This is a genomic window from Massilia sp. 01N417, from assembly GCF_056399645.1.
Genome location: NZ_JBFTRS010000001.1, coordinates 297,724 through 312,588, shown reverse-complemented (window position 1 = coordinate 312,588; position 14,865 = coordinate 297,724). Strand labels below are relative to the sequence as shown.

12 protein-coding genes are annotated in these 14,865 nt (G+C 67.3%); 9 read left to right on the top strand and 3 right to left on the bottom strand.

The features are described from left to right. Positions 1–52: 52 nt before the first annotated feature. A complete protein-coding gene (locus tag AC1DOQ_RS01415; RefSeq protein ID WP_477359500.1) occupies positions 53–2,470 on the top strand; it encodes a S9 family peptidase in 2,418 nt (805 codons plus the stop codon). An 83-nt stretch (positions 2,471–2,553) separates the two neighbouring features. Continuing rightward, entirely contained in the window at positions 2,554–4,797 is a 2,244-nt protein-coding gene (locus AC1DOQ_RS01410; protein ID WP_477359497.1) for an RIFT barrel domain-containing protein, read from the top strand. 18 nt (positions 4,798–4,815) lie between these two features. Here the strand turns inward: AC1DOQ_RS01410 and AC1DOQ_RS01405 are convergent, their stop codons facing one another. Both AC1DOQ_RS01405 and AC1DOQ_RS01400 read right to left on the bottom strand, forming a co-directional pair. Beyond that, positions 4,816–5,304: a DUF2726 domain-containing protein gene (locus AC1DOQ_RS01405; RefSeq protein ID WP_477359494.1), complete on the bottom strand. Its 489-nt coding sequence runs from the start codon at positions 5,302–5,304 to the stop codon at positions 4,816–4,818. Between the two features lie 92 nt (positions 5,305–5,396). Beyond that, a complete protein-coding gene (locus AC1DOQ_RS01400; RefSeq protein WP_477359491.1) occupies positions 5,397–6,620 on the bottom strand; it encodes a urate hydroxylase PuuD in 1,224 nt (407 codons plus the stop codon). A gap of 104 nt (positions 6,621–6,724) precedes the next feature. Between AC1DOQ_RS01400 and AC1DOQ_RS01395 the strand changes: the two genes are divergently transcribed. Together AC1DOQ_RS01395 and AC1DOQ_RS01390 are read left to right on the top strand one after the other, a co-directional pair. Continuing rightward, a complete protein-coding gene (locus AC1DOQ_RS01395) occupies positions 6,725–7,663 on the top strand; it encodes a LysR substrate-binding domain-containing protein (RefSeq protein ID WP_477359488.1) in 939 nt (312 codons plus the stop codon). Between the two features lie 166 nt (positions 7,664–7,829). After that, positions 7,830–9,035 carry an ammonium transporter gene (locus tag AC1DOQ_RS01390; RefSeq protein WP_477359485.1) on the top strand — a complete coding sequence of 402 codons (1,206 nt, stop codon included), beginning with the start codon at positions 7,830–7,832 and terminating at the stop codon, positions 9,033–9,035. Here the strand turns inward: AC1DOQ_RS01390 and AC1DOQ_RS01385 are convergent, their stop codons facing one another. Continuing rightward, positions 9,036–10,325, bottom strand: a complete 1,290-nt coding sequence (locus AC1DOQ_RS01385) for an NRAMP family divalent metal transporter (protein ID WP_477359483.1) — start codon at positions 10,323–10,325, stop codon at positions 9,036–9,038. 149 nt (positions 10,326–10,474) lie between these two features. Here AC1DOQ_RS01385 and AC1DOQ_RS01380 point away from each other — a divergent pair, with 149 nt between their 5' ends. From AC1DOQ_RS01380 to AC1DOQ_RS01360, 5 genes are all read left to right on the top strand, one after another. Beyond that, positions 10,475–11,044 carry an RNA polymerase sigma factor gene (locus AC1DOQ_RS01380; protein ID WP_477359480.1) on the top strand — a complete coding sequence of 190 codons (570 nt, stop codon included), beginning with the start codon at positions 10,475–10,477 and terminating at the stop codon, positions 11,042–11,044. Continuing rightward, a complete protein-coding gene (locus AC1DOQ_RS01375) occupies positions 11,041–11,700 on the top strand; it encodes a zf-HC2 domain-containing protein (protein WP_477359477.1) in 660 nt (219 codons plus the stop codon). Before AC1DOQ_RS01380 ends, AC1DOQ_RS01375 begins: the two co-directional genes overlap by 4 nt. Next, positions 11,697–12,980, top strand: coding sequence for a S8 family peptidase (locus AC1DOQ_RS01370; RefSeq protein WP_477359474.1), 1,284 nt, complete (start codon positions 11,697–11,699; stop codon positions 12,978–12,980). Before AC1DOQ_RS01375 ends, AC1DOQ_RS01370 begins: the two co-directional genes overlap by 4 nt. Then, positions 12,896–13,642, top strand: a complete 747-nt coding sequence (locus AC1DOQ_RS01365) for a TorF family putative porin (RefSeq protein ID WP_477359472.1) — start codon at positions 12,896–12,898, stop codon at positions 13,640–13,642. The genes AC1DOQ_RS01370 and AC1DOQ_RS01365 overlap by 85 nt, the downstream gene beginning before the upstream one ends. A 76-nt stretch (positions 13,643–13,718) precedes the next feature. Beyond that, positions 13,719–14,861, top strand: a complete 1,143-nt coding sequence (locus AC1DOQ_RS01360) for a TIGR03118 family protein (protein ID WP_477359469.1) — start codon at positions 13,719–13,721, stop codon at positions 14,859–14,861. The last annotated feature ends 4 nt before the right edge of the window (positions 14,862–14,865 follow it).

Genomic DNA, 14,865 nt, shown 5'->3' with positions numbered 1-14,865 from the left:
CTGTCGGCTGAGCTAGAATGCTTTTTTGCAATTTTTACTCAGACAACCGACGATGCGCCTCCCTGTCTCCGCTTCCGCTCTCACCGTCCTTGCCGCGCTGCTGGCCTCAGTTCCCCCCACCTCCGCCATCGCAGCCGACGCCGGCACGCCCATCACCCTCGACCAGGCCATGGCCCATCCCGACTGGATCGGCAACCCCGTCGAAACCGCGTGGTGGAGCTGGGACGGCAAGCAGGTCCTGTATAAACAGAAGCGCGCCGGCTCGCCGCTGCGCGACGTCTACCAGACCGGCGCCACGTCCGGCCTGAACAAGGCGCGCAAGGTCGAGGATGCGGAGTTCGCCAAGCTGGACGGCTGGCTGGTCGTCTACAACCGCGACCGCACCCGCTCCGCCTTCGTGCGCAACGGCGACCTGTTCGAGCGCGACCTGAAGAGCGGCGAGCTGGTGCAGATCTCGCGCGCCAGCGGCGTCGCCATCAGCGCCGTCCAGTATTCCGCCGACGGCCGCAGCGTGCAGTTCCGCGTCGGCGACGACTGGGCCAGCTGGGACCGCGCCAGCCGCCTGGTGTCGCCGGTGGCCATGCCGCGCGCGGCCAAGGACCCGGCCGTCCAGGATCCCGACGCGCTGCGCGACATGCAGCTGCGCCTGATCGCCACCCTCAAGCGCCAGAAGGATGAGCGCGATGCCACCCGCGCCCGCACTGAGGAAGAGCGCCGCGCCGACCCGACCCGCGCCCCGGCCCCGATCTACCTGGGCGACAAGCTGGCCATCGTGAACACCCACCTGTCGCCGGACGGCCGCTGGCTGCTGGTCGTGACCGGTCCGAAGGATGCCGACAAGGGCCGCGTCGGCAAGATGCCGCGCTACGTGACGGAGAGCGGCTACGAAGAGACCTCGGACGAGCGCACCCGCGTCGGCCGCAAGGACCCGCGTCCGCACGGCCTGAAACTCATCGACCTGCAGACCCGCGACGTGAAGGACCTGTCCTTCGACGTCCTGCCGGGCGTGAAGGACGATCCGCTGGCAGGCCTGCGCGCCGAGCACAAGCTCGATCCGATCAAGGGCAACCGTCCGGTGAAGATCGGCTTCGACGGCGAGACCGTGGTCTGGAGCACCAACGGCGCGAATGCCGCCGTGATGCTGCGCTCGGTCGACAACAAGGACCGCTGGATCGCCACCGTCGACCTGCCGCGCGCCGCGCTCAAGCCGGTGCACCGCCTGACGGAGCAGGCCTGGGTCAACTTCGACAACAGCGAATTCGGCTGGCTGCCGGATAACACCACGCTCTGGTACCTGTCCGAAGAAACCGGCTACTCCCACCTCTACACCCTGGACGGCGCCGGCCGTACCCGCGCCTTAACAGGGGGCAAGTGGGAAGCCCAGAACGTGGCCTGGTCGCGCGACGGCGACACCGCCTGGCTGCTCTGCAACCGCAAGGATCCGGGCACCTATGAAGTGTGCGCCGTCAACGCCAAGGACGGCGCCACCCGCGAAGTCAGCAAGCTGGATGGCGGCGTCGAGGACTTCCGCCTGTCGCCGGACCAGCGCAAGCTGCTGGTGCATTATTCCGGGCCCTACCTGCCGCCGCAGATCGCCACCCTGCCGTCGAACGGCGGCGAAGCGGTCAGGCTGACCGACACCCGCAGCGCCGACTTCAAGTCCCGCGACTGGATCCAGCCGCAGTTCGTGACGGTGCCGTCGACCCACGGCGCGGAGCCGATCTGGGCCAAGCTCTACCGCCCGGCCCAGCTCGAGCCGGGCAAGCAGTATCCGGTGGTGATGTTCGTGCACGGCGCCGGCTACCTGCAGAACGTCTCGCACCGCTACACGCCCTACTTCCGCGAGCAGATGTTCCACAACCTGCTGGTGCAGAAGGGCTACGTGGTGCTGGACATGGACTACCGCGCCTCCAAAGGCTATGGCGCCAAGTGGCGCAGCGCGATCTACCGCCAGATGGGCCACCCGGAACTGGACGACTACCTGGACGGCGTCAACTGGATGGTCGCCAACCAGCAGGGCGATGCGAACAACGTCGGCATCTACGGCGGCAGCTACGGCGGTTTCATGACCTTCATGGCCCTGCTGCGCGCGCCGGACGTCTTCAAGTCGGGCGCCGCGCTGCGCCCGGTGACCGACTGGACCACCTACAACCACGAGTACACGGCGAATATCCTGAACACGCCGGAACTCGACCCGGAAGCCTACAAGGTCTCCTCGCCGATCGAGTACGCGCAGAACCTGAAGGGTCATCTGCTGATCGCCCATGGCATGGTCGACGACAACGTGTTTTTCCAGGACTCGGTGCGCATGGCCCAGCGCCTGATCGAGCTGAAGAAGGATCACTGGGAACTGGCACCGTATCCGATGGAGCGCCACTCCTTCGTCCAGCCCGAGAGCTGGTATGACGAGTACCGCCGCATCTACCAGCTGTTCGAGCGCACGCTCAAGAAACCGGCCGCTGGACAATAAGCGGTATGATCGGAGCGCCTCTTCAGGCGCTTCCACATTGGGCGCCTGCGGGCGCCCTTTTCAATTCAGCCACAGACACCGCCATGCCTGCATTCCGTCCCGCGTCCGTCCTGCTCCTCGCCGCCCTCCTTCCCGCCGCCCGCGCCCAGAGCCTGCCCGAGACCGGCCAGCTCGACGACGCCAAGGTGGTCCAGTCCCGCTACGGCAAGGCCGCCCCGGGCGCTCCGGCCGCCGGCCTGCCCTCATCCGGCGCCGCCCAGCAGCCCGCTTCCGCCCTGGCCGACATCGACTTCAAGGCCGGCATCGAGGGCGCGATCACGGGCGTGCAGGTCGACGCCGAAGAAGGCAAGGAAAAGGCCTCCATTCCGCTGAGCTTCGGCCAGGTGTTCGCGCCGGGCGACGTCAGGCGCGGCGAAAGCCTGGTTGGACGCCTGGCCGACGGCAGCAAGGTGCCGCTGCAGGTGGACGTCAAGGCCACGCATGCGGACGGCTCGCTGCGCCACGCGGTGATCAGCGCGGTCCTGCCGCCCGCCGGCGGCAAGGCCCAAACCCTGGTGCTGGTGAAGGACAAGACTGGCGCCAAGTCCGTCGCCGGCGCCGGACCGGCGGCGCTGCTCGAGGATGGCTTCACGGCTTCCGTCAGCGCCACCATCGACGGCAAGGTCTACACGGCCTCCGCCGACCGCCTGCTGCGCCAGAAGCCGGCGGTCTGGCTGGACGGGCCGCTGGTCACCGAATGGCTGGTGTCGGCGCCGCTGAAGGATGCCAAGGGCGCCGAGCATCCGCGCCTGTCCGCGCATTTTGCGGTGCGCTGGTACCGTACGCTGGGCAAGGCCAGGGTCGACGTCACGCTGGAAAACACCCCGGCATTCGAGCCCTCGCCGAGCAATATCGCCTACGATGCGCGGGTGTTGGTGGGCGGCAAGGAAGTCTACGCGAAGACCGACCTCGTCCACCTGAACCAGGCCCGCTGGCGCAAGGTGTTCTGGTGGGGCGAGGTCCCGCAGGTCCACATCCGCCACGACAGCGCCTACCTGATCGCCAGCCGCGCGGTGCCGAACTACGACCGCTCGGTGCGCGTGTCCGGCAAGGCGCTGGCGGATCTGGGGGCTTCTTGGAGCGGTGAGAAGACCGAACCTATGGGCCTTGGACTGGCGGTGCCTTACATGCCTACCACCGGAGGGCGAAATGACATCGGCCTGCTACCAGGCTGGGCGGCGACGTACCTTCTCACCATGGATGATCGTGCGAAGACGGCGACTTTAGGAACGGCTACCCTAGCCGGCAGCTGGTCGGTACACTTCCGCGACCAACGCACTGGCAGGCCGATTAGCGTGATCGACTATCCCTACCTGGCATTGAAGGGCCTGCCTGCCGACGTAACGAACCCGAAAACCGGTAAACAGGAGCTTATTCCTCCCTGCGTAAAAAAAGACGCATGTGCGACACCCTATTCCCAGGACGTGGCGCACCAACCATCTTTCGCCTACCTGCCCTACCTCGTCACAGGTGACTTCTATTATTTGGAAGAGCTGGAATTTTGGGCAATGTACAACGTGTTCTCGACTTTTCCTCCCTATCGCCAGAACATCAAAGGCCTGCTCAGTCCATTGCAAGTGCGTGCCCAGGCCTGGGGCTTGCGCACCCTCGGAGAAGCAGCTTATATCGTGCCCGACACCGATCCGCTGAAAGACCATTTCCGCCGCATTCTGGACAGTAATCTGACTTGGTACAATACAACCTATACGAACAATCCGGATGCCAACCCGATGGGGTTCATCAGCAACGGCTCCGCAATCGTTTACAAGAACTATACTGGCCTCGCCCCATGGCAGGATGACTTCTTCACATCGGCAGTGGGCCACCTCGCCGAACTCGGATTTTCCGAGGCCGATCGATTATTGAAGTGGAAGGTGCGGTTTGCAATCGGACGCATGACCGCGCCGGGTACCTGCTGGATCGAGGGTGCGCTGTACCAGATGATCGTACGCGACGCCGGAAACGCTCCATTTTATAAAACCATGGCGCAATCCTTCAAGGCGAGCCGGCGCCCGGAAGCGGCAGCTTTGCCCTGCGCGAGCGCCGAGATGGCACAAGCGCTCAAGCTCAAGCCCGGTGAAATGACGGGCTACGCATCTAGTCCCATCGGCAACCCGGCAATCATGCAAGCGGCCCTTGCCTACGCCGTCGACGCCGGTAACGAAGACGCTGGCCGGGCGTGGGCCTTGTTCAGCCAGCGCAGCGTCAAGCCAGACTTCAGCGGGGCGCCTCAATTCGCCATCGTGCCTCGCAAGGCAGTCCACCCAGTTCAACAGCAAAAAGACTAGAAGCGGTACAACGCCAGCTCAGCCAATCGCAGCAAGTTCGGCAACGACAGCCGGCAGAACCGCGGCCCGAATCACGCCCGGCGAAGGCCTCTGGCGCGACTCGAAGCGAACCGTCCTGAAGCCGCCCTGCGCCAGGCGGCCGTCGCGCACCTGGTCCTTCCCGCTCGAATGGGTCTTGTCGTCCAGTTCCACCACCGCGACGACTTCGCAGCGCCGGTTGCAGACGACGTAATCGATCCGCTGTTGCGCGATGCGCAGACGGTCGCTGTGCGCGTGCCCGCGATTGGTGGCGGCGGATTCGAGCAAGGCCGTCATTCCTACCTGAGGAAAGATGTAATGCTCGGGCAGGGCCGCGACCAGCCTGCCGAAGAACTCCATTTCGTTTTCCGTCATGATGGCGCGGCTTTTGTAGGCTGGGTCATGCCCGCGTTTTTTCCCTTGGCGCAGCACCAGCCCCAAGAGCATGGCTAGCGCCACCACCAATGGCAAAACGAGGACAGTATTCATGGCCGATCTTTCTTTAGTGCAATTGAAAAATCAGGAGGATAGCAAGCAAGGGGGCAAGAAAAATCCTCGCTTTGTAACTACAGCAACATTCTTCAGTGCGTCCTGGCGCCGCCCTCGAACCATGCCGCAACCTGGGCCCGCTCGGCGTCCGTCATATTCGTCATGTTCGCCAGCGGCATGGCCTTCAGCTGCACGGCCTGCTGGTAGATGCGCTGGGCGTTCTGGGTGATGCCGTGCGGGTCGTCCAGCATCACGCCGGCCGGCGCGGTGGCGAAGCCCGGCTGCGTCGGATGGGCCGCATGGCAGGACACGCAGCGCTGCTGCAGGATGCCCTGCACCGCCGCGAACTGCGCGCCGGCATCGGCTGCTGCCGCCGTAGCCGGGGCCGCGGCCGGCGGTTTCGGGGCGATCGCCACGGCCACCGCCAGCAGCAGCAGCACGCCCACGGCCGGGTACTTCCACTCGACCCGGCCCTTGTGGCGCAGGTTGAAGAAGTGGCGGATGAAGACGCCGGCCAGCATGATCGCGGCCAGCACCGCCCAGGCATGCTCGTGGCGGTACGTCATGGCGAAGTGGTTGCTGATCATGATGAACAGCACCGGCAAGGTGAAGTAGTTGTTGTGGACGCTGCGCTGCTTGCCGCGGATGCCGTAGACCGGGTCGGGCTTCTGGCCGGCGATCATCGCATCCACCATCTTGCGCTGGCCCGGAATGATGACCATCGCCACGTTGGCGACCATGATGGTGCCGATCATCGCGCCGACGTGGATATAGGCCGCGCGCCCGCTCAGCCAGTGGGTCAAGGCCCAGGCGGCGGCGCTCAGGAAGACGAACATCACGGCGCCGAAGGCCAGGTCGTGCTTGCCCAGCTTCGAGCGGCACAGCAGGTCGTAGACGATCCAGCCCACCACCAGGCTGCCGAGACCGAGGCCGATCGCCTGCCAGCTCGACAGGTCGGCAACCGTGCGGTCGACCATCATGGCCTGGGCATTGAACCAGTAGACGATGATCAAAAGGGCAAAGCCCGATAGCCAGGTCGAATAGGCTTCCCACTTGAACCAGTGCAGTTCCTTGGGCAGCTCGGCGGGCGCGACCAGGTATTTCTGGGGATTGTAGAAGCCGCCGCCGTGCACGGCCCACAGCTCGCCGGCCACGCCCTTCTTCTCCAGTTCGCCGCCGGGCGCCGGCGGCCGCAGGGAGTTGTCGAGCCAGACGAAGTAGAAGGAGGCGCCGATCCAGGCGATGCCGGTGATGACGTGCAGCCAGCGCACCAGCAGGTTCATCCATTCAAGGCCATACGGAAGCAGGTAGTCCATGCACATCCTTTGCACGTGTGATTACGAGAAGATACGCCGGTTTCCATTTATTCAACATGAAAAATACCGTATATTCGACATAAGCACACGCATATACACTTCCGATGAGCAGCCTGCCCCAGCACCTCGACCTGCACCTGATCCGCATCCTCTACCTGCTGCTGGTGGAAAAGAACGTATCGCGCGTGGCCCTCAAGCTGAACCAGCCCCAGCCGTCGATCTCGGCCTCGCTGCGCAAGCTCCGCGAGCTGACCGGCGATCCGCTGCTGGTGCGCGGCGCGCGCGGCATGGTGCCGACCCAGCATGGCGAGAGCCTACTGGAACCGGCCAAGCGCATCCTCGACGAGACCGAGAACCTGTTCATCAAGAAGTCGCCCTTCGTCCCCGAGCAGGCGGCGCGCACCTTTCACATCGCCGCGCCGGATTACCTGGACACCCAGTTCCTGCCGGGCGTGGTGGCCGCGATCCGCCGCGGCGCGCCCAACAGCAAGGTCGCCATCCACCACCTGGGGCCGGGCACCGACTACCTGCGCATGCTGTCGGACGGCGAGATCGACCTCGTGATCGCCAACTGGGACGAGCCGCCGCCCCACCTGCACATCTCGAAGCTGTTCGAAGACCCGATCATCTGCACCATGCGCGCCGACAGCGCCTACGCGCGCCGCACGGCCGGCGACGCGATGACGCTCGAGGACTACCTCAGCCTGCCGCACGTGGCGCCCTCGCCGATGCTGCCGGGTTATCACGGCGTCATCGACGCCTTCCTGGAACGCCAGGGCATGCAGCGCAAGGTGGCCGTCGAGTCGCCCTACTTCGGCCTGATTCCCTACATGCTGACGCAAACCGACCTGGTGCTGACCACCGGCCGCCAGTTCATCCGCTTCTACGAAAAGACCCTGCCGCTGAAGAACTTCACGGTGCCGATCAAGTTCCCGCCGATGCGCTTCTATCAACTCTGGCACCAGCGGGTGCACCAGTCGCCCGAGCACAAGTGGCTGCGCGACCTGGTGACGGCGGCGGCACAGGCCCTGATCAAGGGCTGAGCCGTCCCTTTTTGGCGCACGCCTGCACCTCGGCAGTGCACGCGCACGCGAACGGGGCGCTGCGTGACTTCCGCCCGCGGCCGGTGCATCCTTAGCTTGTTCCTTCACCAAATTGGAACGCTTATTGCTATCAAGAAGTGCTAACGCACTTTTTTGGGAATTTTGCATGGATGCCTACAAAACCGGGGCCGACGCGCTCTTCATCCTGCTCGGCGGGATCATGATCCTGGCGATGCACGCCGGCTTTGCCTTTCTCGAACTGGGAACGGTGCGCCGCAAGAACCAGGTCAACGCCCTGGTCAAGATCCTGATCGACTTCGCCGTCTCGACCATCGCCTACTTCTTCGTCGGCTACGGCATCGCCTACGGCATGCACTTTTTCGGCAGTACCGATACCCTGGTGGCGAAGAACGGCTATGAACTCGTCAAGTTCTTCTTCCTGCTGACCTTCGCCGCCGCGATCCCTGCCATCATCTCGGGCGGCATCGCCGAACGCGCCAAGTTCCACCCGCAGATGGCCGCCACCGCCGTGCTGGTCGGCCTGGTCTATCCCCTCTTCGAAGGCATCGCCTGGAACAACCGCTTCGGCATCCAGGACTGGCTGCACAGCGTGTTCGGCGCGCCCTTCCACGACTTCGCCGGTTCGGTGGTGGTACATGCGGTGGGCGGCTGGGCCGCGCTGCCGGCGGTGCTGCTGCTGGGCGCGCGCCGCGGCCGCTATGCCAAGGACGGGCGCATCGCCGCCCACCCGCCCTCGAACATCCCCTTCCTGGCGCTGGGCGCCTGGATCCTGACGGTGGGCTGGTTCGGCTTCAACGTGATGAGCGCCCAGACCCTCGACAAGATGAACGGCCTGGTGGCGGTGAATTCCCTGATGGCGCTGACGGGCGGCACCCTGACCGCCTTCGTCATGGGCCGCAACGACCCCGGCTTCGTCTACAACGGGCCGCTGGCCGGCCTGGTGGCGGTGTGCGCCGGTTCGGACCTGATGCACCCGCTCGGCGCCCTGGCCACCGGCGCGGTCGCCGGCGCGATGTTCGTCTCGCTGTTCACGCTGGCGCAGAACCGCTGGAAGATCGACGACGTGCTCGGCGTGTGGCCGCTGCACGGCCTGTGCGGCGCCTGGGGCGGCATCGCGGCCGGCATCTTCGGCAGCCACGCGCTGGGTGGGCTGGGCGGCGTCTCGATCTGGTCGCAACTGGTCGGCACTGTGCTCGGCATCGTCATTTCCGGGCTGGGCAGCTGGATCGTGTACGGCCTGCTGAAGAAGACGGTGGGCCTGCGCCTGGATCCCGAACAGGAATTCGACGGCGCCGACCTGTCGATCCACCGCATCAGCGCCACGGCGGAGCGCGAAACCACCTTCCAGTGATCAGCCTGTGAATTCGGTGACGAACATCGCCAGCACGGCGACGGCCATCACGCCGGTACAGATCCAGCCGAGCGCGCGCAGCCGGCCCGAGATCTTCAGCTCGCCCATGATCTTCGTGCTCGAGGCCACCGCCATCATGATCACCATGACCGGCACCGCGATCACGCCGTTCAGCACCGCGCTCCAGTAGAGCGCCTTGATCGGGTCGACCGGCGCGAAGTTGATGCCGATGCCGGCCAGGGTCGAGACGATGATGATGGCGTAGAACTTGCGCGCCGCCGAGAACTTGGAGTCCAGGCTGCTCTTCCAGTGGAAGGTGCCGGCCATCGCATAGGCGGCCGAACCGGCCAGCACCGGAATCGCCAGCAGGCCGGTGCCGACGATACCCAGCGCGAACAGCAGGAAGGCCAGCTCGCCGGCGACCGGCTTCAATGCCGTCGCCGCCTGGGCCGAGGTCTGCAGGTCGAGCGTGCCGTGCGCGTGCAGGGTGGTGGCGGTGGTCAGCATGATGAAGAAGGCGACCAGGTTCGACACCGCCATGCCGACCAGGGTGTCGAAGCGGATCCGGCGGAACTGCGCTTCCACCTGTTCCGGCGCGCGCCGCAGCGGCTGCGCATCGGCATCCGCGCGCAGCTCCTCGACTTCCTGCGAGGCCTGCCAGAAGAACAGGTAGGGACTGATGGTGGTGCCGAACACGGCGACGATGGTGGTCAGGTATTCCTTGTGCCACTCGATGCGCGGCAGCAGCGTGGCATTCAGCACTTCGCCCCAGGGCACCCGCACCACGAACACGGTGGCGACATAGGCCAGCAGCACCAGGGTCAGCCACTTCAGCAGGTTGACGTAGCGCTGGTAGGGAATGAAGACCTGCAGCAGGATCGACAGCACGCCGAAGCCGACCGCGTAGTAATGGGGTTTGCCGGGAGCGACCAGGGCCATCGCGTCGCCCATCGCCGAGATGTCCGCCGCGATGTTGATGACGTTCGCGATCAGCAGCAGGCCGACGATCAGCCAGACCAGCTGGCGCGGCGCGAAACGCTGCAGGTTGGTGGCCAGACCGCGGCCGGTGACCCGGCCGATGTGGGCGCTGATCACCTGGATCGCCACCATCAGCGGATAGGTGAGCAGCAGGGTCCACAGCAGGTTGAAGCCGAACTGGGCCCCGGCCTGGGAGTAGGTCGCGATGCCGCTCGGGTCGTCGTCCGCCGCGCCGGTGATCAGCCCCGGGCCCAGCTTCGAGAGCCAGGCCGAGGCCTCGGGCGACGGCTTGTCTGAGTCCTTGGATTCCATGCCTGCATGATGCGGGCAAACGGCAGCGTCATCCGTTCGCCCGCGCACGCAAGTGCGGGCCGGCGCAGGCTGCGCCCTTCCGTGTAACAATGCGATTGAACCTTTGCGCGGCGTCCGGGTATTCACGGAAAACAGCGGAGACCGAGTGCGTGGACCAGCAAGCGAATGAGCGGTCCGATGGCGAGGCGGACCTGGTTGGCCGGATCGCGGCCGGGGACCGGCATGCCTTCGAAATCCTGTACCGCAGCTACTTTCCGCGGCTGACGCGCTTCCTGCACCGCATGACGCGCAACGCGGCCACGATCGAGGAGATCGTCGACGACACCATGCTGGTCGTGTGGCAGCGGGCGGCGACCTTCGACGGCAGCTGCAAGCCGTCGACCTGGGTGTTCGCGATCGCCTACCGCAAGGCCTGCAAGGCGCTGCACGGACTCGACGAACCGCTGGACGCCTTCCCGGACAGCTGGGAAGGCGCGGAAGACGAGCAGCCCGAATGGCGCTTCGAGCAGCAGCGCCTCGGCCATGCGCTGGACGCCGCGCTCGCCGCCCTGCCGCTGGAGCAGCGCGCCGCCTTCCAGCTGACCTTCTATCACGACATGAGTTACGCGGAGATCGCAGACATCATGGAATGCCCCGTCAACACCATCAAGACCCGGCTGTTCCATGCGCGCCGCCGCCTTGCCCTGCAGCTGGGGCGGCAACTGGAGGGCAGGACATGAGCCTCGACAAGACCTTTTCGGCCGAGCACAAGGCGGCGCAAGAAGCCCTGCCCTGGATGGCCAACGCTACCCTGGACGCCGGCGAGGAAGAGCGGCTGCGCGCCCACCTGCGCAGCTGCGCCTGCTGCCGCGACGAGCTCGCGCTGCTGCAGGCAATGCGCGCCGCCGGGCCGGGCCCCGGGTCGGGGCCGGCACCCGGCTGCGACCCCGACCGCGCCTGGGCCCGCATGCAGCAGCGCCTCGACCGGCCGCAGACCGCGCCCATGCCCGGCATCCTGGCGCGCTGGCGTGCGCGCATCGCCGCCAACGACCGCAGCTGGCTGCGCGGCGCGGTGGCCCTGCAATGCTGCCTGATCGCCGTGCTGGCGGCCCTGCTGGTGCGCCCGGACCAGGGCCAGGACGCGGCCATGGCCTACCGCGGGCTCGGCGCCTCGGCGCCGGTCCAGGCCGGCATCCTGGTCGTGTTCCGCCCGGACACCCCGGAACGCGAGCTGCGCCGCATCGTGCGCGCCAGCGGCGCCCACCTCGCGGGCGGCCCGACCGCCGCCGACGCCTGGCTGCTGGACGGCGGCAACACGGCGGTGGTGCTGGCCCGGCTGCGCGCCGAACCCGCCGTCGAGCTCGCCGAGCCGCTCGGCACCGGAGCACGGCCGTGAAACGCCTGCTCGCCGCCCTGCTGACGCTGGTGCTGGCCTGCTGCGCCCTGCCATGCGGGGCGGGCGGCGGCGCCGGCGACAGCGGCGCCAGGGCGGCGCGCCAGGTGCTGGTGATGCTGCGCATGCCGCCGCCGCACTTCCGTCCCGACAGCGCCTACGGCAGCGGCTACGCCGACGACGGCAGCCGCGCCGCGCGCCGCCGCCAGGCCGCGGAACTGGCCGCCGCCCACGGTCTCAGGGTGGTGGACGACTGGCCGATGCCGGCGATCGGCATCGATTGCTTCGTAATGGAAGAGCCCGACGACGTCCCGCTCGAGCGCGTGCTGGCTGCCCTCGCCCACGATCCGCGCGTGGCCTGGGCCCAGCCGGTCAACACCTACCATGGGCTGGACGGTGATCCCCTCTATGCGGTGCAGCCGGCGGCGCGCGCCTGGCACCTGGCCGAGCTGCACCGCGCCGGCACCGGCCGCATGGTGATGGTGGCGGTGGTCGACAGCGGCGTCGACGGCGACCATCCGGACCTGGCCGGCCAGCTCGCGCTGCGCCAGAACTTCGTCGACGGCATGCCGGACGCCGCCGAGGCCCATGGCACCGCGGTCGCCGGCATCGTCGCCGCGCGCGAAGGCAATGGGATCGGCATCGCCGGGATCGCCCCGCAGGCCAGGCTGATGGCCCTGCGCGCCTGTTGGGAAACGGCAAAACAGGAAACGCTCTGCAACAGCTTCACGCTGGGCAAGGCCCTGCATTTCGCGCTGCTGAACGGGGCCCGCATCATCAACCTCAGCCTGGGCGGGCCGGCGGACCGCCTGCTGCAGACCCTGATCGACGCCGCCCTGGCGCGCGGCACGGCGGTGGTCGCCGCGGTCGACCCGCTGCGTCCCGACGGCGGCTTTCCGGCATCCCAGCGCGGCGTGATCGCGGTGGCCCAGGCCGGCGACCGGCATGCCCTGCCGCCCGGCGCCCTGCGCGCCCCCGGCGCCGACATCCCCACCACCCTGCCCGGCGCACGCTGGGGCCTGGTGTCGGGCTCCTCGTACGCGGCGGCCCACGTGGCCGGGCTGGCCGCGCTGGTGCTCGAGCTGCGTCCCGGGACCGCGCCCTTGCAGTTGCGCAGCATGCTGGCGCCGCCGCTGCACACCGCCCTGGCCGCGCACGATGCTGATCGGGAACGGGAGCAAGCTGGTAGCATAGACGCATGCGCGACCATTGCGCGCGCCGCCGGAGCATGCGTTTGCCGATGTCACCAGACCACCGCCATGACCGCCAATGCTTCTCCCTGACGGCCGCCTGCCTGGGCCTCGGTCTTTTCTTGTCCTTGGTTTGCGCGGCCGGCCCGGCATGCGCCCAGACCAGCGGCAGCCTGAGCCTGGTGTCCGAGTACGCGGTGCGCGGCATCTCGCTGAGCGGCGGCCGTCCGGCCCTGCAACTGCGCATCGACCATGACATGGCGGACGGCTGGTATGCGGGCGGCTTCGCCTCGCCTGCCAAACTGGACGGCGACCGCCAGGCCGGACTGGTCCTCTACGGCGGCCGCGCCGGCAGCCTCCCGTCCGGCCTGTCCTGGGACGCCGGCCTCAGCCGCGCAGTCTTCCTGAGCAGCCACGAGTACGACTACACCGAATTCCATGCCGGCATCGCGCTGGACCAGGCCAGCGCCAGCCTCTTCGTGTCGCCCGCCTATTACGGCAGCAAACCCAGCGCCTATCTCGACCTGAACGCCTTCCATCCGCTCGGCGAGCGGCTCAGGCTGACCTTCCACGCCGGGCTCCTGCACCGCTTCGGCGCCTATGCCGGCCCGCGCGACCGGGGCGACCTGCGCCTCGGCCTGGCCTCCACCTTCGGCGACTGCACGGTGCAGCTCGGCTGGCAGACGCTGCTGCGCGCCGGCGGCAACATACCGCGCGCCCGCGCCCTGTCCGGCAGCGTCGGCATCCGCTTCTGACTTCCGATTGAACCTTTGGCGGGCAGAAGGGCATAAACATCTGCCCTTCCTTCGATTCGTCCTGACAGGAGCAATCATGAACCTACATTCCAGAGCGACCGCCTGCCTCAGGGCAGGCCTGTTCGGCGCCGGTCTCGCCGTTGCCCTCGTTTCCTGCGGTGGCGGCGGTGGCGATGGCGGCAATTCCATGCAGATGATGACGCCGCCCCCGACCACCCCCACCATCGCCGGCGCCTTCGCCACCCGGCCCCTGGTCGCGGACAGCGGCAGCGGCGCCGCACACCTCGACGGCCACCTCGTCAACGCCTGGGGCCTCGCCTTCAACCCGACCGGCTTCGCCTGGGTGGCGAACAACGGCAGCGCCACCTCGACCCTGTACGACGGCGACGGCGTGCCCCAGACCCTGGTGGTCGCGATCCCGCCGGGCAGCAGCGGGACCTCCAGCCCGACCGGCATCGTCTACAACGGCAGCACCAGCTTCCAGGTAACCCAGAACGGCGTGAGCGGGGCCAGCGCCTTCATCTTCGCCACCGAGAACGGCACGCTGTCGGGCTGGTCGCCGGCGGTCAACCGCAACAACGCGGTGCTGGTGGTCGACACCGGCGCCACCGGCGCGGTCTACAAGGGCCTGGCGATCGCCACCTATGCCGGCGCCAACTACCTGTATGCGGCGGACTTCCGCAACGCCCGGGTCGACGTCTACGACGCTAGCTGGCACCGGGTGACCCTGCCCGGCGGCGCCTTCGCCGACCCCAACCTGCCGGCCGGCTACGCGCCCTTCGGCATCCAGGCCATCGGCGGCCGCATCGTCGTCGCCTACGCCCAGCGCACCACCGGCAGCATCGATGAAACCAAGGGCGCCGGGCTCGGCGTCGTCGACGTCTTCGATGCCAGCGGCGCACTGGTGAAACGGCTCGTCACCGGCGGCGCACTGAACGCCCCCTGGGGCATCGCGATGGCGCCGGCCAATTTTGGTGGCGCCAGCAACATGCTATTGGTGGGGAATTTCGGCGATGGGAAAATCAATGTCTACAATCCCGACACCGGCGCCTTCGCCGGTACCCTCATGCGCGCCGACGGCAGCGCGATCGTGATCGACGGCCTGTGGGGCATTGCCTTCGGCAACGGAGTGAGCAACCAGCCGACCAATACCCTGTTCTACACCGCCGGTCCCGGCGACGAGGAGCATGGCCTGTACGGCCGTATCGACGCTCAGTGATGCC

Coding starts and splice junctions, on each gene's coding strand:
- AC1DOQ_RS01415 (WP_477359500.1), top strand. CDS start 53: ATGCGCCTCCCTGTCTCCGCTTCCGCTCTCACCGTCCTTGCCGCGCTG.
- AC1DOQ_RS01410 (WP_477359497.1), top strand. CDS start 2,554: ATGCCTGCATTCCGTCCCGCGTCCGTCCTGCTCCTCGCCGCCCTCCTT.
- AC1DOQ_RS01405 (WP_477359494.1), bottom strand. CDS start 5,304: ATGAATACTGTCCTCGTTTTGCCATTGGTGGTGGCGCTAGCCATGCTC.
- AC1DOQ_RS01400 (WP_477359491.1), bottom strand. CDS start 6,620: ATGGACTACCTGCTTCCGTATGGCCTTGAATGGATGAACCTGCTGGTG.
- AC1DOQ_RS01395 (WP_477359488.1), top strand. CDS start 6,725: ATGAGCAGCCTGCCCCAGCACCTCGACCTGCACCTGATCCGCATCCTC.
- AC1DOQ_RS01390 (WP_477359485.1), top strand. CDS start 7,830: ATGGATGCCTACAAAACCGGGGCCGACGCGCTCTTCATCCTGCTCGGC.
- AC1DOQ_RS01385 (WP_477359483.1), bottom strand. CDS start 10,325: ATGGAATCCAAGGACTCAGACAAGCCGTCGCCCGAGGCCTCGGCCTGG.
- AC1DOQ_RS01375 (WP_477359477.1), top strand. CDS start 11,041: ATGAGCCTCGACAAGACCTTTTCGGCCGAGCACAAGGCGGCGCAAGAA.
- AC1DOQ_RS01365 (WP_477359472.1), top strand. CDS start 12,896: ATGCGCGACCATTGCGCGCGCCGCCGGAGCATGCGTTTGCCGATGTCA.
- AC1DOQ_RS01360 (WP_477359469.1), top strand. CDS start 13,719: ATGAACCTACATTCCAGAGCGACCGCCTGCCTCAGGGCAGGCCTGTTC.